At 68.2% G+C, this 18,114-nt stretch carries 19 protein-coding genes and 1 tRNA gene; 7 read left to right on the top strand and 13 right to left on the bottom strand.

Annotation, left to right across the window (positions count from 1 at the left end):
• Positions 1-164: 164 nt before the first annotated feature.
• The 3 genes from AB0E63_RS42515 to AB0E63_RS42505 form a co-directional block, all read right to left on the bottom strand.
• Positions 165-314 carry a hypothetical protein gene (locus AB0E63_RS42515; RefSeq protein WP_360379402.1) on the bottom strand — a complete coding sequence of 50 codons (150 nt, stop codon included), beginning with the start codon at positions 312-314 and terminating at the stop codon, positions 165-167.
• Positions 315-531: 217 nt separating this feature from the next.
• Entirely contained in the window at positions 532-1,302 is a 771-nt protein-coding gene (locus AB0E63_RS42510) for a maleylpyruvate isomerase family mycothiol-dependent enzyme (RefSeq protein ID WP_360379399.1), read from the bottom strand.
• A 563-nt stretch (positions 1,303-1,865) separates the two neighbouring features.
• A complete protein-coding gene (locus AB0E63_RS42505) occupies positions 1,866-2,516 on the bottom strand; it encodes a GPR1/FUN34/YaaH family transporter (RefSeq protein WP_360379396.1) in 651 nt (216 codons plus the stop codon).
• A gap of 414 nt (positions 2,517-2,930) precedes the next feature.
• On the opposite strand from AB0E63_RS42505, the gene AB0E63_RS42500 reads away from it, so the two are divergent.
• Positions 2,931-4,100, top strand: coding sequence for a hypothetical protein (locus AB0E63_RS42500; RefSeq protein ID WP_360379394.1), 1,170 nt, complete (start codon positions 2,931-2,933; stop codon positions 4,098-4,100).
• An 18-nt stretch (positions 4,101-4,118) separates the two neighbouring features.
• Here AB0E63_RS42500 and AB0E63_RS42495 read toward each other — a convergent pair whose 3' ends face one another.
• The 5 genes from AB0E63_RS42495 to AB0E63_RS42475 all read right to left on the bottom strand — a co-directional run bounded on the left by AB0E63_RS42495 (position 4,119) and on the right by AB0E63_RS42475 (position 7,810).
• Positions 4,119-5,483, bottom strand: a complete 1,365-nt coding sequence (locus AB0E63_RS42495) for a HAMP domain-containing sensor histidine kinase (protein ID WP_360379392.1) — start codon at positions 5,481-5,483, stop codon at positions 4,119-4,121.
• A complete protein-coding gene (locus tag AB0E63_RS42490; RefSeq protein WP_360379390.1) occupies positions 5,480-6,151 on the bottom strand; it encodes a response regulator transcription factor in 672 nt (223 codons plus the stop codon). The genes AB0E63_RS42495 and AB0E63_RS42490 overlap by 4 nt, the downstream gene beginning before the upstream one ends.
• A gap of 57 nt (positions 6,152-6,208) precedes the next feature.
• Positions 6,209-6,871 carry a hypothetical protein gene (locus AB0E63_RS42485; protein WP_360379388.1) on the bottom strand — a complete coding sequence of 221 codons (663 nt, stop codon included), beginning with the start codon at positions 6,869-6,871 and terminating at the stop codon, positions 6,209-6,211.
• A 213-nt stretch (positions 6,872-7,084) separates the two neighbouring features.
• On the bottom strand, positions 7,085-7,639 hold the full coding sequence (locus AB0E63_RS42480; protein ID WP_360379386.1) for a YcxB family protein: 555 nt from the start codon (positions 7,637-7,639) through the stop codon (positions 7,085-7,087).
• 85 nt (positions 7,640-7,724) lie between these two features.
• A tRNA-Tyr gene (locus AB0E63_RS42475) sits at positions 7,725-7,810 on the bottom strand.
• Positions 7,811-7,892: 82 nt separating this feature from the next.
• On the opposite strand from AB0E63_RS42475, the gene AB0E63_RS42470 reads away from it, so the two are divergent.
• Together AB0E63_RS42470 and AB0E63_RS42465 are read left to right on the top strand one after the other, a co-directional pair.
• A complete protein-coding gene (locus tag AB0E63_RS42470) occupies positions 7,893-8,384 on the top strand; it encodes a YajQ family cyclic di-GMP-binding protein (protein WP_360379384.1) in 492 nt (163 codons plus the stop codon).
• A gap of 67 nt (positions 8,385-8,451) precedes the next feature.
• The gene (locus AB0E63_RS42465; RefSeq protein WP_360379381.1) at positions 8,452-9,417 is read left to right on the top strand and encodes an aminoglycoside phosphotransferase family protein; all 966 of its coding nucleotides are present in this window, start codon (positions 8,452-8,454) and stop codon (positions 9,415-9,417) included.
• On the opposite strand, the gene AB0E63_RS42460 is transcribed toward AB0E63_RS42465, so the two are convergent.
• Positions 9,376-10,620 carry a vanadium-dependent haloperoxidase gene (locus tag AB0E63_RS42460; protein WP_360379378.1) on the bottom strand — a complete coding sequence of 415 codons (1,245 nt, stop codon included), beginning with the start codon at positions 10,618-10,620 and terminating at the stop codon, positions 9,376-9,378. The two genes, AB0E63_RS42465 and AB0E63_RS42460, sit on opposite strands and share 42 nt — an antisense overlap.
• A 152-nt stretch (positions 10,621-10,772) precedes the next feature.
• Between AB0E63_RS42460 and AB0E63_RS42455 the strand changes: the two genes are divergently transcribed.
• Positions 10,773-11,522, top strand: coding sequence for a response regulator transcription factor (locus AB0E63_RS42455; protein WP_360379375.1), 750 nt, complete (start codon positions 10,773-10,775; stop codon positions 11,520-11,522).
• Here the strand turns inward: AB0E63_RS42455 and AB0E63_RS42450 are convergent.
• Both AB0E63_RS42450 and AB0E63_RS42445 read right to left on the bottom strand, forming a co-directional pair.
• On the bottom strand, positions 11,519-12,253 hold the full coding sequence (locus AB0E63_RS42450) for a hypothetical protein (protein ID WP_360379373.1): 735 nt from the start codon (positions 12,251-12,253) through the stop codon (positions 11,519-11,521). The genes AB0E63_RS42455 and AB0E63_RS42450 overlap by 4 nt on opposite strands.
• 10 nt (positions 12,254-12,263) lie before the next feature.
• Positions 12,264-13,049, bottom strand: coding sequence for a helix-turn-helix domain-containing protein (locus tag AB0E63_RS42445; protein ID WP_360379370.1), 786 nt, complete (start codon positions 13,047-13,049; stop codon positions 12,264-12,266).
• 100 nt (positions 13,050-13,149) lie between these two features.
• On the opposite strand from AB0E63_RS42445, the gene AB0E63_RS42440 reads away from it, so the two are divergent.
• Complete coding sequence (locus AB0E63_RS42440; RefSeq protein ID WP_360379367.1) at positions 13,150-14,013, top strand: phytanoyl-CoA dioxygenase family protein; 864 nt, start codon at positions 13,150-13,152, stop codon at positions 14,011-14,013.
• Positions 14,010-14,315 carry a hypothetical protein gene (locus AB0E63_RS42435; RefSeq protein ID WP_360379365.1) on the top strand — a complete coding sequence of 102 codons (306 nt, stop codon included), beginning with the start codon at positions 14,010-14,012 and terminating at the stop codon, positions 14,313-14,315. Before AB0E63_RS42440 ends, AB0E63_RS42435 begins: the two co-directional genes overlap by 4 nt.
• On the opposite strand, the gene AB0E63_RS42430 is transcribed toward AB0E63_RS42435, so the two are convergent.
• Positions 14,305-15,822, bottom strand: coding sequence for an HD domain-containing phosphohydrolase (locus AB0E63_RS42430; RefSeq protein WP_360379362.1), 1,518 nt, complete (start codon positions 15,820-15,822; stop codon positions 14,305-14,307). The genes AB0E63_RS42435 and AB0E63_RS42430 overlap by 11 nt on opposite strands.
• A gap of 97 nt (positions 15,823-15,919) precedes the next feature.
• On the opposite strand from AB0E63_RS42430, the gene AB0E63_RS42425 reads away from it, so the two are divergent.
• A complete protein-coding gene (locus AB0E63_RS42425) occupies positions 15,920-17,092 on the top strand; it encodes an MFS transporter (RefSeq protein WP_360379360.1) in 1,173 nt (390 codons plus the stop codon).
• A 4-nt stretch (positions 17,093-17,096) separates the two neighbouring features.
• On the opposite strand, the gene AB0E63_RS42420 is transcribed toward AB0E63_RS42425, so the two are convergent.
• Positions 17,097-18,110 carry a lactonase family protein gene (locus AB0E63_RS42420; RefSeq protein ID WP_360379358.1) on the bottom strand — a complete coding sequence of 338 codons (1,014 nt, stop codon included), beginning with the start codon at positions 18,108-18,110 and terminating at the stop codon, positions 17,097-17,099.
• Between the last annotated feature and the right edge of the window lie 4 nt (positions 18,111-18,114).

Here is an 18,114-nt window from a genome sequence, read left to right as displayed (position 1 = left end):
ACGATCCCACCCGCCCTCAGTCCCGACCAAGAGGCGATCCTCGACGCACTGGATCACCCGATCCCAAGGCACTAACCCGATTGACCCAACTCAAGAGCACTACACGATCACGTTCGTCGCAGGCGTTGCCCTAACGGGCCGTCAACCATCCGCTTCGACTTCGCCTACGACGGCGGCGGTCCGGGGAAGGGCGGCAGCGGCACGCTACGACCCGACGGCGAGGCCGTCGGCAACGGCCGGATCGACAAGACCGTCCCGGAGTACTTCTCGACCGACGACACCTTCGACGCCGGCGAGGACTGGGGCACACCCATCTCGCCGGCCTACAAGCCACCGTTCCGATTCACCGGCACCCTCAAGACCGTCACGATCGAAGCCCAGTAGCCCCCACGACCACAGCCCACCCACAGCGAGGGCCACGACAAATCAGCCCCTGACCTGCGTTTCCACAGGTCAGGGGCTGATTGTGGTGCTGGTGGCGCGTGCAGGGTTCGAACCGCGGTCTGGCGTGGCCTCAAGATGCCTCGCGGCCTAGTAGCCGGGGAAGACCTTCCGGAGCTCGTCCAGCGTGACGTTGCCGGTCACATTCACGCCGGCGGCGTGCTCGGCGCCGAGGCGTCCGCTGAGCAGCCGCACGACGGCCTCTGCCGGACCCTCGAGTGTGGCCGTCGGGTCGTCGAGCGCGTCGGTCACGGTGACCGCGTCGGTGATCTCGATGCCGCCGCCCGGGATCGCCAGGCGGACCTCCCGTTCGACCTGGTCGGCCTTGCCGGCGAAGCCCAGAAGGAAGGCCAGCGGCCCACCGTAGAGCTCGACGAGCAGCTCGGCCGCGTCCGAATCCACGGTCGCCGACGGGTCGACGCCGACGCGCACGTCCCAGGCGTGGTTGGCGACCTCGTTGAGCCGCATGCCGAGCGCGACCACCAGCGGCACCGGCTGGGGCAGGATGCCCAGGTCGATCTGGCGATCGCGCTGCTCGGCGCTGAGCGCCCCGACCGTGTCGAGGTACGCCGCGTCGTGTTTGACGAACCCGGCCGCTTGGTCGGCCGGAGACGCGGCGTTCCACCGGGCCCAGATCAACTGGATGTCCTCGGCCTCGACCTGCTCGCCCGCGGCGGTCGCGATCGGCTTGCGGGAGATCTCGGCACCGCTTCCGAGGTGCGAGAGCGCCTGCGCGACGGTCCACTCCGCCGCCCCACTGCGGCCCCTCAGCTGTTCCTCGGACAAGGTCGGCACCAGTGCGGCGAGGGTGTCGTGGTTGGCACGCAGCGCCGCGACGGCGCGGTCGACAGGTGTGGTCATGCCAGGCACAACCTCGCAGGCCGCGGCTTTCTTCCGGCGGGCGAGGATCCCGTCCAGCTCAAGGGAGAACGGCTCCACGCACGGACATGCCGCGACGGGCGCGCTCGCTCGCAGGGGCTATCTAGACATCGGGAATGGCTGTAGCCGGTCTTGTGAGGGCCATGACGGAGGCCTGTCGGTGTAGTAGACGTACTCGAGATAGCTCAATCGCCCATCCTCGACGAACAAGATCACATCTCCCTCCGGCTCGTCTGGCAGCGTCACCCGCAGTACGGGTCGTTGCCTTCCCAGATTGCGTCCCGAAAGGTGGCCCCACAGGCCCGAGTGGCGCAGGTTCGAACGGGCGTGGGCCGGCCGGACGACGGCCTCTGGGTTATGAGTAGCCCTGAGGATGTCTCAAACACCATCGAGAGGTTCGATCCGTTCCTCGTGTTGAGCTAGGTAGCGGCCTCATCCGTCTCATAGTGACCGACTGTCCCTTGTTCGCCGACCAGCCTCGGGCACGGATCTGGGTACAGGTGACGCGGCTGAGAGATGATCTTTCGACCGACAAGGCGGCTCAATCAATGGACGAGCGGTGGTCCGAGCGGAAGCGCTTTTCCGCCTGTCGCCTGCGAAGCCGAGCTGAAGAACAGATAGACACCTACCGCGGCGAAGACGAACACCACCACACCTGCGACGCGGAGCACATCCGACGATTCTTGCAGGGTCCCGATCAAGACCAGCACCAGTGCGGCTTCGATCAGGGCGAAGAGCACCGTGTACGCGACCGGCAGGCGGAGTGTGGCCAGGGTCAGCATCCCGATGACTACCAGCCACGAGATCAGGAACAGGCCTTGCGTGTCGAGCGCGTCCGCAGCGGGGATGGCGAACCAGTCGTGTGTGAGACCCAGTACGAGCATTGCGTAACTGAGCCAGAACCCAGCGAAGATGCCGAACACCCCGGCTACCGCACTCTGGCCGACAGCTGCCGCCCAGACGGCCGCGATCACCAGGCCCAGGCCGGTGGCCGCGACGAGGATGGCGAGCGATGCCCCGACCGACGCCGCAGATACGTAGCCGACAAGGACGAGCCCGAGCGCGACCGATCCCACGATGAAACTGGGGAGACCGATCAGGGACGGGTCTCCAGTCACCGCTGGGACCGCGGCCTCAGCGGCATGTTGGGCGCGTACCTCTGGGGCGCTTTGGGAATCGGCGTCGATGGTGGTCATGGCGAACTCCTTTCGGGCGCATCCCGAATGTGAAATTCTATGCCGCTCGCGCCCGGCAGCGTGTCTCGTTTTGAGGCACTGCCCTGCCCGGCGCTCACGCAGTGCTGAAGAGCACGCCATTTGCAGAGGGTCGCACCCCACGCTCCGACCTTCGCGGGAGCAGGCCACAGCCGCAGCTTTCGCACCAGTTCCATCCGCGCGGAGGTCGCATGTGCGGGGGCGCGGGTGGTGTGGTTTTCGCCGCCCGGCGAATTGAGCACTATTACTCAGTCCGCGCCGGGCTCTCCGCGCGCAGACTGAGCTGAAACAGCGCTGCGTGCGCCCACGGGCAGGTCTGGGGTGCACCACGGGATCACGGCCGGTCGCCTCCGCCGGTCCCTGGAGCATCACCGACAGGGGAGGAGCGCAGTCGGCATGACTGTGCGGGGGAAGCAAGCAAAGATGTTCATCGGCGCGGCCGTGCTCGCCGTCGCGGCAGCAGGTGGTTGTGGCGGGCAACAATCAGGCAGCGGATCCGCGTTGCCTTCGGCAACGTCAACGGTGTCACCTGATCTGGTCAGGATTCGAGGCGCGTCCACGGACGACGACGGCGGTTCGGAGTCCTTCGAGCTGTTCGCGGACGGAAACAGGCGATACCGGCTGACGATGCTCACGGGCCCGGGCGCGGGGTACTACCAGGTCTGGGACGGCAAGGTACTGCTGATCTACAGCCCCGACGAGGACCCGAAATACCAGCGGATCGAGAATCCGGGCAAAGACGACTCCCCCGACAACACCTTCTTCTACCGGCCGGGGACCGAGAAGTTCGAACAGTTCTGTCCCGCGGCGAAGCGGCTCGGCACGAAGACGTTGTTCGGGCGGACGGCGATCCGGTACCACTGCGACAAGGTGGAATCCAGTGCGCACATGCCGGACATGGACGCCAGAGAGATCGCGCTTGACGAGAAGACCGGCCTGGTGATGGCCTACGGCGACCCGGAGCAAGTCATCACCGAGGTGACCTTCGGCCCGGTGATCAAGGCCGACACTTTCTCGACCGAATACCCGCCGGGCGCCACCTCGACCGTGGTGACACCGGAAGGCGAGTCGACTGAGGGGCCGCCGGATAGTGGTGACGTCGGGCCCAACGAGATCGGCAGCTTCCGGCTCAACGCGGTCGGTGGCGGGTTCGTCGACAGTACGTCGTACGGCGGCAAGCCGTTCGTGATCGTGGCAGGATCTGCCGACGGGATCCGGACTGCGCTCGGCCGTCTGCTGCCGATGACGCGAGCCGGTAAGCCTCCGGTCGTGGGCTTCCTCCTGGTCATGCCGCCGGAGGACTGGAAGGGCTCGTTGTTGAACCCCAAGGACGTGGACCAACTGGCGGCTTCGATCTCGAAGTCGGCGGGAACGTTCGCCGTGCCGGTCGGCCTCGACTTCAAGGGCGCCGCCAGTTGGGCGTTCTCGGGTGACGTCATGGTCCCGCCGGATCTCACGCAGGTGACGATCGCGCTGGTCGCCTCGGACGGAACGTTCGCCCACCTCACGCCGGCCCGCGAAGCGACCGACGCGAACCTGCGCGACTGGATCGCCGCGCTCTCCTGAGAGCGCAAAGCCAGACCTTCAGCTCGGTGTTGTCCGGGGCTCAGCGTGTTCGCTGCACACGGGCAGTTTCAGGCGCAGTAGCGCGCCGCTAGGACACGGCACGACTTCGGCCGTGCCGCCATGAGCCTCGGCGACCTGTCGGACGATGGCCAGGCCCAGTCCTGATCCGGGATGCGCGCGGGCAGCAGGTGAGCGGTAGAAGCGGTCGAAGACGAAATCGAGGTCGCTGTCGGGGATCCCTGGGCCGGCATCCGCGACGTCGAGAGTGCCCTCCTGGACGCGAATCAGGATCCGGCCCCCGGACGGGCTCCATTTCACTGCGTTGTCGACCAGGTTCGCAACGGCGCGTTCCAGGGCGTCGGGGTCTCCGTGGACCAGGGTGGGCGCGCAGGTCAAGTCGAAGCCGATCTGTGCTGCCCGACGTGTCGCGCGGGCTGCGACGCGCTCGGCGACGAGGTCGAGGCGGACGTCTTCAGTGTGGAAAGCGGGTTGGCCGTAGCGGGCCAGGTCGACCAGGTCGTTGATCAGCGCCTTGAGTTCGCCGGCCTGGTCGAGCGCTTCTGCGGCGAGGTGTGGGGCCTGGGTGTCGGTCAGGTCTTCCGCCAGAAGTTCGAGGTTCACGGTCAGGCTCGTCAGTGGCGTGCGCAGTTCGTGCGACGCGTCGGCCACCAAGCGGCGCTGAGCTCCGACGGACTCGTCCAGGGCGGCGGTCATCCCGGCGAACGCGGAGCCGAGCCGGCCAATCTCGTCCTGGCTGTCGGCGGGGATCGGGATGGCCAGGTCGCCGGTCGTGCGGATCAGTTCGACGGTCTCGGTGAGCCGACGTACGGGTCGCAGGACGCGGCGCGCGGCCAGGCGTGAGGCAAGTGCCGCCAGGAGTCCGGCGGCCACCGTCGATGCAGCGAGCAGCCAGGCGAGTTGGCGCAGGGTGGGCGCGGGATCGGATTGCGGGATCGCTGTGCGCACGAGCGTACCGGGAGCTCCCGGGAACGGGGCGGTATAGATGCGGTAGGCGACCCCGTCGTACACGGCGTTACGGAAATAGGCAGCGGCGGTTCCGTTCGCGACGGCGACGTCGCGGTCCGTGAGGTCGACGAACTGCGCCGACGGCCCGGCACGGACCGGGTCCGGGACGATTTGCAGCTGGGTGCTCCCGATCCCCAGCGGAACAGCTGGGAAGGCCCCCTCGTTGGACGTCCCCCTGAACTTCTCCTTGATGGCCTTCGCCACGTCCGGTGCCTGGCCGGCCGCCGTCACCAGAGAGCTGTCGATCTGGCCGCGGAGGCTGGATTCCACGGCCGGATACAGGACCACCGACACGAGAACCAGCGCGCCCGCGGCTATGGCCCCTCCGGCGATCGCCAGCCGGGTGCGCAGGTTCATGGCTCCTCGCGCAGGACATAGCCCAGGCCGCGCACCGTCTGGATCAGTCTGCTGCCGCCGTCGGCTTCGAGCTTGCTTCGCAGGTAGCTGATGTAGACCCAGAGCGCGTTCGACTCCGGGCCGAAGTCGTAGCCCCAGACGGACTCGAAGATCTGGGTCCGGCTCAGAACCCGGCGGGGGTTGCGCAGGAACAGCTCCAGCAGAGACAGCTCCGTCTTGGTCAGCTCCAGGCGCCGGCCGGCGCGTTCGGCCCGGCGGCCGCTCAAGTCCAGGTCGACGTCGCTGAAGTGCAGCACCTCGGCTCTTGCGCCGCTGCGCCGCAGCAGGGCTCGAAGCCGGGCCCGCAACTCCTCCAGGGCGAAGGGCTTGGCCAGGTAGTCGTCGGCCCCCGCGTCGAGCCCGGCGACCCGGTCGGTGACCAGGTCCCGGGCCGTGAGCATCAGGATCGGCGTGTCGTACCCGCCCGAACGCAGCGTCCGGCAGACCTCGAGCCCATTCGGTTCGGGCATGAGTACGTCGAGCACCACTGCGTCCGGGCGGAACACGCCATGCTCCGCGAGGGCGGACGCCCCATCAGCCGCGGATGCCACGTCGTACCCGTCGCGGCCCAACGCATGCTCCAAGGACCGCCGCACGGCCGGGTCGTCGTCCACGACAAGTATCCGCATCGTCGTCCATCCTCGCCGTCGATCATGAGGTTCTGATGAGGTGACGTTCGGCAGCTGTCAGCGGTTGGCCAGTGACTGCTTCAGATCCCCCAACGCGGTCTTCAACCGATCGGCGCTGACCCCGAGCGAGTGGGCGATGTCGCGGAAGGCCTTGGACGTCGGAACGATTCCGCCGGGAGCCGATACCAGAGTGACCAGGGCGGCCTTGGCCTTGGCTTGGCTGACGCCGAGCGCCGCGGCCAACCGTGCCGCTGCGGCGTTGCTCGCGAACGGCGACTTCCGCGGGTCGTCCGCCCCCTTCTTGCCCTTGTCCTCTTGCTTGGCCTTGTGGCCCTGCTTGCCATCGCCGGCGCGAGCGCGCCCCGGCTCGAGGATCAACGGTTCCACGGCGGCCTTGACCCGCGAGACCGGCAGCCCCAGGTTCGCCGCGACCGCCTTGACGAATGCCTCCGGTGTGACGTTGGTCGAGCCGGCCAGCGACCTCTTGGCCGCGACCAGCGCTGCGTTGAGCCGGGCGGTCGTCACGCCGAGCTTCGCCGCGATCTTGGCGAGGTCGACATCCTTGGCCGGCTTGGACTTCCCCTCCACCTTCACCGCGGCACCGGATTTCGCGGCGCCGGGCTTCGGATCCGAACCGGACGTCGCCGCTGACGCCGTACCGGTGGTGGCCAGCGCGGCGAGCGTTACCGCGGCCGCGACCAGCCGATTGCGTTTCATCATCGTGATTCCTTTCGTCCACTGAACGCGCCGGAGGAGCTCCGGCGCCGTGGCGACAACACAAACAACGCGGCCTCAGGTGAGCTTTCAGCCACCTTTAGAGCTTCCTTAGAAGGGGTCTGCGTCGCGACAGGACAATCAGTTGGCTGACAGCAGCCGACAGGAACCATTATCTGGACGCGCTCGACGAGTACGCCGCGAACGCCGTCTGATCACTTAAGCGGTGCGGCAGTGGGTTTCGAGCAGCGCCCGCAATGGCGCGGGATCGCCCGTAACCAGGCCGCGCTTCGGCAGCACGAGTATCGCGGCACCAAGTCGCTCGGACGCGCGCAGAACGAAGGACCGGTCGGTCTCGACGTACCGCAGGTAGTTTGACCAGGCGGCTGTTTCGCTCCGGCTTGCGCTGGTGAGACGTAACCCGGAGTCATCCACGGTGGCTCGGATGGGCTCGGTCAGCCAGGGATTCCCGCGCATGATCAGGCGTACCGGCCAGCGATACATCCAGCGGGCGGCGATGAGGAGCCGGAACAGCAGCAGGCCGATCCCGATGGCGACGAGCGCCGAAATGCCGAGGGCCGCGACGTCACCCGCCGACAGGTCCCTGAAGTCGGCAGAAAGGACGAGGCCGACGACCGCGGCGACGATCACCAGCGGGATCAGCCAGGGACGCCGAAGGTGCCGCCGGTGGGCAATGAAGCCGTCGAGCCAGTCGTCCTGGATGAGGGTGTAGCTGAGCTCGACCGGGCCGACGGTGACCTGCTCGGATGACATGAGAGGGCAGTGTACTTCCGCCGGCCGGACACAACGAAGCAGCCCCTGACTTGCGTTTCCGCAGGTCAGGGGCTGATTTTGGTACTGGTGGCGGGTGCAGGGTTCGAACCTGCGTAGGCATACGCCGACAGATTTACAGTCTGCTCCCTTTGGCCACTCGGGCAACCCGCCAGGGTGCTGCCGGTTCGTGAACCGGCGTGGGAGACGATACAACAGACAGTGCCCCTGACAGCAAATCGGAAAGGAACTGCCCATGGCTTCGGAGTCCTCCTTCGACATCGTGAACAAGGTCGATCACCAGGAGGTGGACAACGCCGTCAACCAGGCGGCGAAGGAGATCAGCCAGCGGTTCGACTTCAAGAACGTGGACGCGGGCATCAAGTGGTCCGGTGAGGCGGTCGACATGCAGGCGAACACCGAGGAGCGGGTGAACGCCGTCCTCGACGTGTTCAAGGACAAGCTGGTCAAGCGGCAGATCTCGCTCAAGGGGCTGGAGGCCGACGAGCCGAAGCTGTCCGGCAAGATCTACAAGATCAACGCCTCGATCAACGCCGGCATCACCCAGGAGAACGCGAAGAAGCTGTCCAAGCTGATCCGCGACGAGGGCCCGAAGGGCGTCAAGGCCCAGATCCAGGGCGACGAGCTCCGCGTCTCCAGCAAGAGCCGCGACGACCTGCAGGCCGTCCAGGCCCTGATCAAGGGCCAGGACCTCGACTTCGCCGTCCAGTTCGTCAACTACCGCTGATCAAGGCCAGGCACAGTCCCGGTAATCGGGTCGCATAGGCGACCGGTTGCCGGGCAAGCTGGCGGGCGTGGGAGACACGTTGTTGCGGCGGTGGGTGCTCGAGGACTTCGGGCTGGATGTGGTGGAACTCTCACCAGTGGCGCACGGCGCGGATTTGGCCGCGCAGGTCTGGCGGGCCACGACGGCCACCAATACGTACGCCGTGAAGTGGAGTGGCGCGGGCACCAACACCGGCCACCAGGCAGCCGCGTTCCTGGCGGACAGTGGGCTGCGGGGGATCCCGGAGATGATCCGGACCACCGAAGGTGGACTCTGGACATTCCACGGGAAGAAGAAGCGGCTCACGATCACGCCATGGATCGACGGCGTACGCGCGGCCGACAGCGGGCTCACCAGCGAGCAGTGGACGGAGTACGGCGTACTCATCCGGCGGGTGCACGACGCGGAACCGCCGCACCGGCTGCGTGACGCGCTCCCCAAGCACAGCCACATCGACGCGCGGGTCCCGGCGGTGGCGGAGAAGCTGGAGGCGCGGTTAACCACACAGGCGCCCGAGGACGAGCTCGAGGAGGAGCTGGGCGCGGTGTGGAAGCAGCACGAGGACACCATCGCCAACCTGCGCACCGCGCGCCCGCCGGAGCCGAGCGGTCCCCGGGTGATCTGCCACGGCGACCCGCACCTCGGCAACGTCCTCGTCGACGACCACCTGCACCTGATCGACTGGGACGACGTCATCCTGGCCCCGCGTGAACAGGACCTGATGTTCATGCTCGGCGGCATGGGCGACGTCGGCCCCACCACCGCCGAGCACCTCGACGCCTTCCTCGCCGGCTACGGCCCCCACCCCATCGACGACGAGGCCGTCCGCTACTACCGGCACGTCCGAGCCCTGGAAGACGTCGTCACCTGGGCCGACCAGGTCATCACCGGCCCCGACAACGCCAACGCCCTCTCCGTAGTCAAAGGCATCCTCACCAAGGGCCTGGCCGCGTTAGCTATGGGCAGCGATCCAGGTGGCGACTTGGGTGCCTAGCTGGTCGCCGTCGAGCATGGAGTGGCGGAAGTGGAGGCCGGCGAGGATTCGGGCTTGTCGGACGTCTGCTCGCACGGCGGAGAGGTTGGGGTACGAGCGCGTGGTGTTGGTGACCAGGCTGGTGATGACCAGGGGCACCTTGGTGGTGTGGAAGAAGGCGCGGAGAGCGCTGGTTACGCCGGCGGTGAAGCAGGCGTGGCCGGAGGGGTACTCCGGGTGGTTCACATTCAGCAAGGACTGCCAGGTCGGGTCGGCCTGCGTGCGCGGGTTGCCGTCGGTGCCGGCGCGCTGGATGGCGTGGACCGGACGCCACGAGACGTAGTGGAACTTCGCGTCCCAGCAGGCGATGACCGCGTCGCCGGCGGACACATGCGCCAGCGCGAGCATCTGCGCCGCGCCGGAGAGGGAGAGATGCCGGTCGGATGCCAGCTGTAGCAGCGCCCGGCTCCACTGCTGCGCGGTCTGCTCGGACCAGAACATCGCAGTCTCGGTCTGCGCGGCAGTCCGCGTCGTACTGTCCTTGCGGCCGAGTGAGGCGACCTCGGCAACATCACGCGCGTACCGCTTGCTCGTCAGCGCATCTGGTCCGTCGGGACGGAACTGCGCACGGTAGCGCAGTGCCAGCGGCCTGACCTGGGTAAGCACGATGTCCACGGGTGGCGTCGGCAGGGTCGGCTCCCATACTCCTGGGCCGGGTTTCGGCTGGTGATAGGACACTGTGTTGCCCAGGCCGTCCCCTGCGCGCCACGCGAGTACGGCGGCAGCCACGGACCGCCCGAGCTTGATGCCACGAGCCTTGCCGACCCCATCCGGTACGCCGGCCAGATAGTCGGCGTACGTCCCGTCCAGCCCCGGCGCGGCCACGCGAGCCCGCAGTACGTCGTACGTCGCGGTGGCAACCGCGGCTGCGGCAGACGCCTTCCGGTGCGGTCGTACGGCGAACCGGAACGGCCGGCCGTATCCCAAACCGGCCACGGTGTCCGCGATCGCGATGTGCACGATCCCCAGCAGCACCTCGGAACTCGCCGGCGGCCGCCCGGCGACGATCGCCTGGGTCGCATACCGGCTCCAATCGAGCACCGGCTGCGCCGACACCGCCCTGGACGCCGGCGAGGTTGGCACACCGGTCGCAGTCGGCGACCACCCGACTGCGGTGAGCATGAGTGCGAAGGCAGCCGCCGACCATCGGAACAGTGCTTTCATGAGTCGTCCCCCCTGACGGAAATGATGGACGACTCGACGCCGTCCCCGAACCCCCACCGTGGCTACGCGGGACCACGTCCAGCCATACGAAGTTCGACGTATAGGCCCGACGTCGTCGCGGGCATAGCCTGGCGGCGGGGAGGGGTACGGCGATGGTGGACCAGCTGACAGTCACCGAACGCGACCTGCGCACGATGCTCGACGTCGTCGACCGTGGCCGGCAGGCCGGGCCCGAGGAGGTGTTCCCGCGAGACCTCCTCCGGGCGCTGGGCGAGCTCGTCCCCGCCGAGGTCATCACGTACCAGGTGAGCCGGCCACTGGATCGCGAGTTCATCGGGCTCGAGGTGGTCGGCGACGTCGACGACGAGCTCGAGTCCGGCTGGGAGGATCTGTTCTGGCGTTCGTACTGGGAGGGCGAGACGTGTTGCCGGCCGCAGCTCACCGGTGACTACGAGACCGTCTGGAAGGTGTCGGACTACCTCACCGACCGACAGTTGGCGGATTCGATCGTCGGCGAGTGGTTCCGGCTGATCGGCGTAGGGCACGAGGTGGCCGTCCCGCTGCCCGTCCGCGGTGCGGAAGACCGTCGACTGCTGCTGTTCCGGATGTCCGGCCCCGACTTCACCGAACGCGAGCGGCTGCTGCTCACGATGCTGCGGCCGCACTTCATCGAGATCTACCGCGCCCACGAGCAGCGCCGGACCGGCGTACCCGATCTGACCACCCGCCAGCTGCAGCTCCTGCGCCTGGTCGCCGACGGGCACAGCAACACGCAGATCGCCCGCCGGCTGTTCGTTGCCGAAGGCACCGTTCGCAAGCACCTGGAGAACATCTACGAACGCCTCGGCGTCACCAGCCGAACCGCCGCGGTCACCACCGCCTTCTCACGTCCCCATAGCTAGGCGTGCCGCATCCAGATATTCGGTTCGCGATAGACGCCTGTATCGGCCGTACGGTCGATGTCCAACACCGTCAGGCCGTCAGGGATGACGTACGTGCCGGAGGATGGGTAGAGCATCCCGGTCCACTTCTCCCACTCGGCGACTGTGCCAGTCATCGTCTGGGACACCGGCGCGGGCGCGAGCAGCGTCGCGCCCAGCCGGACGTGGGTTCGCAGCCAGGGATCCAGCGGCAGGCCGTCCTCACGGGTCCACGTCATGAAGGTCTCGATCGGCGTCAACGGATAGCGCGACTTCAACGTCGGCCGGACCGGCGCGATGACCTGTGGAAGCCCACCGGCGATGGCCCGATCACGGACCGCGGTGATCACTCGACCAGCGTGACCGCGGCCCTGTTCGTCGTTCCGTACGGCGGCCGCCATCAAGACAAAGGTGTTCGGCACAACACCTTGCTCGTACGACGTGACCGACCGCGCGAGCGTGTCGGTGAATCCCGCGGGAAGGTCGTCGACGGTCCCGTCCCAGGCAATCGGGACACCCCAGCAGCCGCCGATCAACCGCTCGTCGGCGGAGACCAGGTAGAACTCCCAGTCCCGGAAGAACTCCGCACGCCGCTCGCGGTACTTCTTCACCTCGGCGTCGTGAAAGATGAACTCCGGCCACTCCTCCACGAACCGCTGCTCGGCTTCTTCGTCGTACTGCGGCGCCTCGGCGACCGGAACAAGTTCATACACGCCCGGCACGCTAGCCCGCGGCGACCGGCCCGGCCACTGCATTACGGATCGAGCGAGGGGATCCGCCGAGCTCGCGATGGCAGAGCTTGTTGAAGGCCTGCAGATCCGAGATGCCGACCGAGGCGGCGACCGCGGGGATGGAGAGGGTCGAGGAGACCAGCAGGTGGCGCGCGCGAGTCATTCGACGGCGGCGGATGTACGCGATCACGGTCATGCCGGTCTCGGCGTGGAAGAGGCGGGTCAGGTGGTTGTGGGAGATCCCGGCGATCCGCGCGAGGCCGGGAACCGTGAGCGGCTGGGTGAGGTTCGCTTCGACGTACGCGACGGCTGTCGAGACCGCGGGGTGGCGGGCGTCGCCCTCGGTGGTCGCGGCGGTCAGGTCGACGATGCGCCACAACGCGGTCCACACCTCGGCCGTCATCCGTGCGGACCCTGACGGTGACGCCTCCACCGCCGATCGCAGCAGACCGGACAGCAGCGGCGCGGCGTCTCCAGCGTCCTGTACGACGGGGACGTACGACGGCTCGCCCGTGACTCGGGGACGGAAGTGCGCGTACAGGTGTTCCGAGCGACCGCGGTAGTCGAACTGGACCTGGGTCCCGGCCGGCGTCAGCGACACGTAGCCCGGCGCCACCGAGTACGTCGTACCTGCGACCTTGAGGTCGGCAGAGTACGTGTACAGGTGCAACTGCCACAGGTCGGGCAGCCGGAACACGTCCCGCAGACCGCGGACGCCGTGGATCCCGGCGCCGACGTTCACCACCTCCGGCGGTGCGGCCAGGTGCAATTCGAGCATGGTGAAAAATTACCACCAGTGGTGATCACAGCCCACGCGAGCAAGCGATCTCCGAACTTAACCTGGAGGAGTAGTAACCACTACCCCGAGAGGGAGACTCATGCCCCATCCGCATCGCAAGAACCTACTCACCTCGGTTCAGATGGCGCATTTCGTGGCCACCGGGTCGTTCCGGATGGACGCCGTCGTCCCGGACGAGATGAACCAGCAGGCGATCGAGGTCCTGAAGGCCGGAATCCCGGGTGTCCCCTACGGGACCCCGCTGTCGGAGGCGTTCGTGGACAGCGAGTTCGTCCAGCGGCTGGTGCAGCTGCCCGAGGTCGCCGGCGCCATTCACAGCCTGGTCGGTCCCGAGCCGACCGTCGACCACCACGCCGTGCACATCCGCAAGGCGAACTCCGGCGAGGCGCAGAACCTGCACGGTGACGCGATCATCGACGTCCGCGAGGACGCCTTCGACGTACAACTCATGTACTACCCGCAGGACGTGACGCTCGAGATGGGCGGCACCCTGAGTGTGCCCGGCAGCCACCTGCGCCGGACCAACGAGTCCGACACCGGCCGGTACCAGAACCTGCTCGGCCAGACCCGGCTGGTCTGCCCGGCCGGCACCGTCCAGTTCCTGCACCACGGCATCTGGCACGGCGGCCGCAAGAACGACAGCAGCATCGACCGCTACATGTTCAAGATCCGGTTCAACCCGACCGTGCGTCAGGTCCGGCTGTGGGACCTCGAGGACCTGTACGACGAGCAGGTCGCGCGCGAGCTCGACCAGTCGTTCCCGTGGTACGAGAACGCGACAGGCCGGCTGGAGAAGTACAACCGGATCAAGCTGTGGCAGGCCCTCACCGGTGACGACACCTTCGACCCGGAGTTCTGGGTCACCCGGGTCTCGAACCGCCCGCAGCGCGTCGTCGCCCAGCGCAGCCTCAACCCGCACGCCGCGAAGAAGGAGATGGCATGACCGCCCCCGCCTCCGAGGTCTCCCAGCAGACGTCTGTGCGTCAGCAGGTCCTGGTCCTCTACCTGGCCTCGTCCGCGCTCGACGCCCGCACCGTCGGCTGGTCGACGTACGACGGAACCGGTGCGACCAACCCGACCACGGGTGACAGCGACGTCCCGCCGTACGCGACCGGACTCGACGCACTGAAGGACGGCTGGCGCTTGTTCCAGGCCGCGCAGTTGCTGCCGCCGCAGCCGGGTCACGAGTACGACGTGTCGTTCCTCAAGCACGAGTTCTTGTTCGAGAAGCTCGTCACGGTGTGAGCAGGCCGTGCTGCATCGCGAACAGCGCTGCAGCGGCCCGCGTGGACACACCGATCTTGGTGTAGATGTGCTGGACGTGGTGCTCCGCGGTACGGCGTGACACGACCAGTTCGCGCGCTATCTCGACGTTGGACGAGCCGCGTGCGAGCAGACGCAGTACTTCGACCTCCCGTTCGGTCAGGCCGGCGGGACGGGACATCCGGCGGCCGGGCACCTGGTGCCCGGCCGCCGCGAGCACTGCCTTCACACAATCGGCATCGAGCCGGCCGACAGACACCTGCGCCAGGATGAGCTCCGCGGCACCTTCCGGTGAGTGCGCCGACCGGTGCGGCCGGTCCTGTGTCAAAGCCTGATAACAATCCGCCGCCGCCAGGATCCGCGCCGCGGTGGACAGCTCATTGCCCTTCGCCTGCCGCGGATAGCCAGTGCCGTCGAGCCGCTCGTGGTGCAGAGCAACCAGTACGGCGATCGGCTCGAGTACTGCGGACCGCGCGAGGATCCGCTCACTCTGGTACGGATGCAGCCGCACCTGCTCCCAATCGGCCCGCCGCAACGGACCGGGCCGCTCCCACACCGCGGTGGGCACCGCCACGCGCCCGAGGTCGTGCAGGAGGGCGGCCCGACGCAGCGTCGCCCGCTCGGTGTCGTCGAGCTGTAACAGCCGCGCAGCCTCGTCGGCCAGCGTCGCTACCCCGGTGGAGTGCCCGAACAGGTAGGGCGACTTGAGGTCCACGAAGTACGCGAACGTCCGGGCCACCTCGTCCAAACCGGATTCCGGCGTACGGCGCCAGGGGCGCGGCTCGGCGTCGATGATCGCTTCCCACGCGTCGATCTCGGCCAGGTCGGCGACGAGGTCGTCGTCGTACGCGGCGACGACGTCCGGGTCGAGCCAGGTACCTCGGCGCTGCCGCAGTGTCTGCTCGACCGGCTCACCGAGGCTGTGGAAGATGACGGCCTGGGTTGCCACCTCGCCGATGCGGGTGGCGATGTGGATCTCGGTGCCGGCGAGGCCTTTCGGCGCACCTGTTCCGTCCCAGCGCTCCAGGTTCTGGTAGAGCGCCTCGGCAACGCCTGAGCCGAGACCGAGGCCTTCGGCAAGCATGCTGCCGACCTCGCAGATCGCCCGGTACAGGTCGTCCTCGCCGGCGATCACCGTGCGAGCGACGTACCGTAGCCGGCGGATACCGGTCCCGCGGCCGACCTGCCGCAGCAGGGCCAGCGACTCACGGCGGTTGGCGGCGTCGGTGCGCTCGGCGAGCGGACGCAGCTCCGCGGCGCGCGGGCCCATCAGGTAGGCCTCTTCGTGGGTGGTGGCCGTGCAGCCCAGGTGCCGCAGCAGAGTCGCGTAGTACACCGTGTGCCGGTCCGTGATCCCGAGCCTGTCCGCCAGGCGGGTCGCGACCAGGCAGCTGCGGATCGACTTCTCCGGCGTCTGTGCCATGGCCAGGTCCAGGCTCACGGACAGCGCGCAGAGGAGCTCGGCGAGCCGTAGCTCCTCCTTCGCCATCGCGCGCACCTCCCCGGCTCCGCTCGGAGATGGGCAGATCTACCGATGCTCCGGTGGAGCCCGTACGGCCATTGTGGGCCTCACCGGAGGAGATGCCATGAGTACAGCAGCGACTTCCACCGTCCCCCGACTCGTCACCCCGCAGTTCGTCCTGCTGGGTTCGGCCGGGCTCGCCTACTTCCTCGCCGACGGAATGCTGGTGCCGGCCGTGCCTCGATACGTCGCCGGGCAACTGGCCGGCGGCAACCTCGCGGTTGGCCTCGTGGTCGCCGCGTTCAGCCTGTCCGCGCTGATCCTGCGCCCCTGGGCCGGACGCCTGGTGGACCGGCATGGCCGCTCGATTGCGATGATCGGCGGCGGCATCACCTTCGCTGCCTCGGTTGCCGCCTATGGCCTCGTCGACTCCGTCGGCGCACTCTCCGCGCTCCGGCTGCTGACCGGCGTCGGCGACGCATTCTTCTTCGTAGGCGCCGTCACCGCGATGAGTGACCTGGCCCCGGCCGAGCGCCGCGGTGAGGCGATCAGCCTGTTCTCCCTCTCCCTGTACGCGGGTCTCGCGATCGGGCCGCCGATCGGCGAGGGGCTCGGCGGCCTGGCGGGCTTCGGCACGGTCTGGCTGGTCGCGGCCGGCTCGGCGCTGGTCGCCGTACTCCTCGCGCTGCGCGTCGGTGAGACCCGCGAGCCGACAACGGACGACCCGGGCGACCAGCCGGTGCGGCTGATTCCGCGGGCGGCCGTCGTACCTGGTCTGCTCCTGGTCGCGCTGGTCTGGGGAATGGCGGGGTTCCTGGCGTTCGTGCCGCTGTACGCGCTCGATCTGGGGTTGCCGGGCGCAGGCTTCGTGCTGTTCGGATTCGCCGCGATCGTCGTGGTCATCCGAAGTGTGGGCGCGCGCATCCCCGACCGGTTGGGCGCTGTCCGGTGCGTCCGGGTCTCCTTGCTCTGCAGCACGATCGGACTGGCGCTCATCGGCGGCTGGCCGACCGTACCGAGTCTCGTTCTCGGTACGGCGGTCCTGGGCATCGGCGTCGCGCTCGGCACACCGGCGATCATGATGCTGGCTCTGGACCGCGCCGGCGCCGGCGAGCGCGGCGCCGTGATGGGCACGGTCAGCATGAGCATCGACCTGGCCACCGGCCTCGGCCCAGCCACCTTCGGCCTGGTCGCGGCCGGCTTGGGTCGCGGCTCTGGTTTCCTCGCCGCCGCTCTGGTTGCCGCCGCCGGCCTGGCGCTCGCGGTGGCCGGCGGTCGGCGTACTGCTTCCGAGTGAGTCGTCAGACCGGCAGGATGCAGACCGGCTTCGGCCAGCTGACGGGGTCTCCCTCCTGGGTGAGGCGGCCGTCGGCGATGGTGAAGGTGGCGATCTGGTTGGAGCGCTCGTTGGCGGCGTACAGGCGGGTGCCGTCGTTGCTGAAGGCAAGGTGCCGGGGCCAGTCACCGCCCGAGCCGATGGTCTGGACCAGCTCGACGGACAGGCCGTCGGCGGCGATCGCGAAGACCGCGACCGTGTTGTCGCCACGGTTCGAGCCGTAGAGGTAGCGGCCGTCGGCGGAGATCAGCAGCTCCGCGGGGTAGTTCTCACCGGGTGAGTCGGCCGGCCGGGTCGACGCGGTCTGCACGATCTGCAGCTTGCCGTCGGAGTAGCCGCAGACGGTCAGCGTGGAGTCGAGCTCGTTGATCACGTACGCCGCTCCCGCGCGCGGATGGAACACCATGTGCCGCGGACCGGCGCCCGGGTGGATGTGCAGCCGGTCGACCTCCTTCAACTGCCCGTCCTCGGTCAGCGTGGACGAGTAGACGGTGTCGGAGCCGAGGTCGATGTCGAAGACGTACGTACCGGCCGGGTCGAACGCGATCTGGTGGGCGTGCGGCCCTTCCTGGCGCTCCCGGTTCGGCCCGGTGCCCTCGCGCTGGAGGAACTGGGTCGCCTCCCCGAGCGAACCGTCGGCGCCGATCGGGTGGATCGCGACCGAACCCGAGGTGTAGTTGGCCGACAGCAGGTAGCGCCCGGACGGGTCGATGTCCAGGTGGCACGGGTCGTTGCCGTTGGTCGGCTGGTCGTTGAGGCGCTCCAGCCCGCCGTCCGGCTGGATGGCGAACGCGGCGACCATCCCGTCGCTCCCCTCGTCGGTGGCGTAGAGGAACCGGCCGTCCGCGGACCTGACCAGGAACGACGGATCGGCGGTCGTCACCACCGGCGCGAGGCCGTCCAGCGGACCGAACGCGATCCCGTCCCCGCTCTCCGGCTGACTGGTATAGCTCCCGACATAGATCCGCTCAGAAGTCATGAGG

The sequence above is a fragment of the Kribbella sp. NPDC026596 genome (assembly GCF_040638415.1).
In the GTDB taxonomy this organism is placed as follows: Bacteria; Actinomycetota; Actinomycetes; order Propionibacteriales; family Kribbellaceae; genus Kribbella.
This window is presented reverse-complemented; position numbering and strand designations above follow the sequence as displayed.

Coding starts and splice junctions, on each gene's coding strand:
- AB0E63_RS42485 (WP_360379388.1), bottom strand. CDS start 6,871: ATGATGAAACGCAATCGGCTGGTCGCGGCCGCGGTAACGCTCGCCGCG.
- AB0E63_RS42495 (WP_360379392.1), bottom strand. CDS start 5,483: ATGAACCTGCGCACCCGGCTGGCGATCGCCGGAGGGGCCATAGCCGCG.
- AB0E63_RS42435 (WP_360379365.1), top strand. CDS start 14,010: ATGACCGCCCCCGCCTCCGAGGTCTCCCAGCAGACGTCTGTGCGTCAG.
- AB0E63_RS42425 (WP_360379360.1), top strand. CDS start 15,920: ATGAGTACAGCAGCGACTTCCACCGTCCCCCGACTCGTCACCCCGCAG.
- AB0E63_RS42420 (WP_360379358.1), bottom strand. CDS start 18,110: ATGACTTCTGAGCGGATCTATGTCGGGAGCTATACCAGTCAGCCGGAG.
- AB0E63_RS42510 (WP_360379399.1), bottom strand. CDS start 1,302: ATGACCACACCTGTCGACCGCGCCGTCGCGGCGCTGCGTGCCAACCAC.
- AB0E63_RS42460 (WP_360379378.1), bottom strand. CDS start 10,620: ATGAAAGCACTGTTCCGATGGTCGGCGGCTGCCTTCGCACTCATGCTC.
- AB0E63_RS42470 (WP_360379384.1), top strand. CDS start 7,893: ATGGCTTCGGAGTCCTCCTTCGACATCGTGAACAAGGTCGATCACCAG.
- AB0E63_RS42440 (WP_360379367.1), top strand. CDS start 13,150: ATGCCCCATCCGCATCGCAAGAACCTACTCACCTCGGTTCAGATGGCG.
- AB0E63_RS42515 (WP_360379402.1), bottom strand. CDS start 314: ATGGGTGTGCCCCAGTCCTCGCCGGCGTCGAAGGTGTCGTCGGTCGAG.
- AB0E63_RS42445 (WP_360379370.1), bottom strand. CDS start 13,049: ATGCTCGAATTGCACCTGGCCGCACCGCCGGAGGTGGTGAACGTCGGC.
- AB0E63_RS42430 (WP_360379362.1), bottom strand. CDS start 15,822: ATGGCGAAGGAGGAGCTACGGCTCGCCGAGCTCCTCTGCGCGCTGTCC.
- AB0E63_RS42455 (WP_360379375.1), top strand. CDS start 10,773: ATGGTGGACCAGCTGACAGTCACCGAACGCGACCTGCGCACGATGCTC.
- AB0E63_RS42480 (WP_360379386.1), bottom strand. CDS start 7,639: ATGTCATCCGAGCAGGTCACCGTCGGCCCGGTCGAGCTCAGCTACACC.
- AB0E63_RS42490 (WP_360379390.1), bottom strand. CDS start 6,151: ATGCGGATACTTGTCGTGGACGACGACCCGGCCGTGCGGCGGTCCTTG.
- AB0E63_RS42505 (WP_360379396.1), bottom strand. CDS start 2,516: ATGACCACCATCGACGCCGATTCCCAAAGCGCCCCAGAGGTACGCGCC.
- AB0E63_RS42500 (WP_360379394.1), top strand. CDS start 2,931: ATGACTGTGCGGGGGAAGCAAGCAAAGATGTTCATCGGCGCGGCCGTG.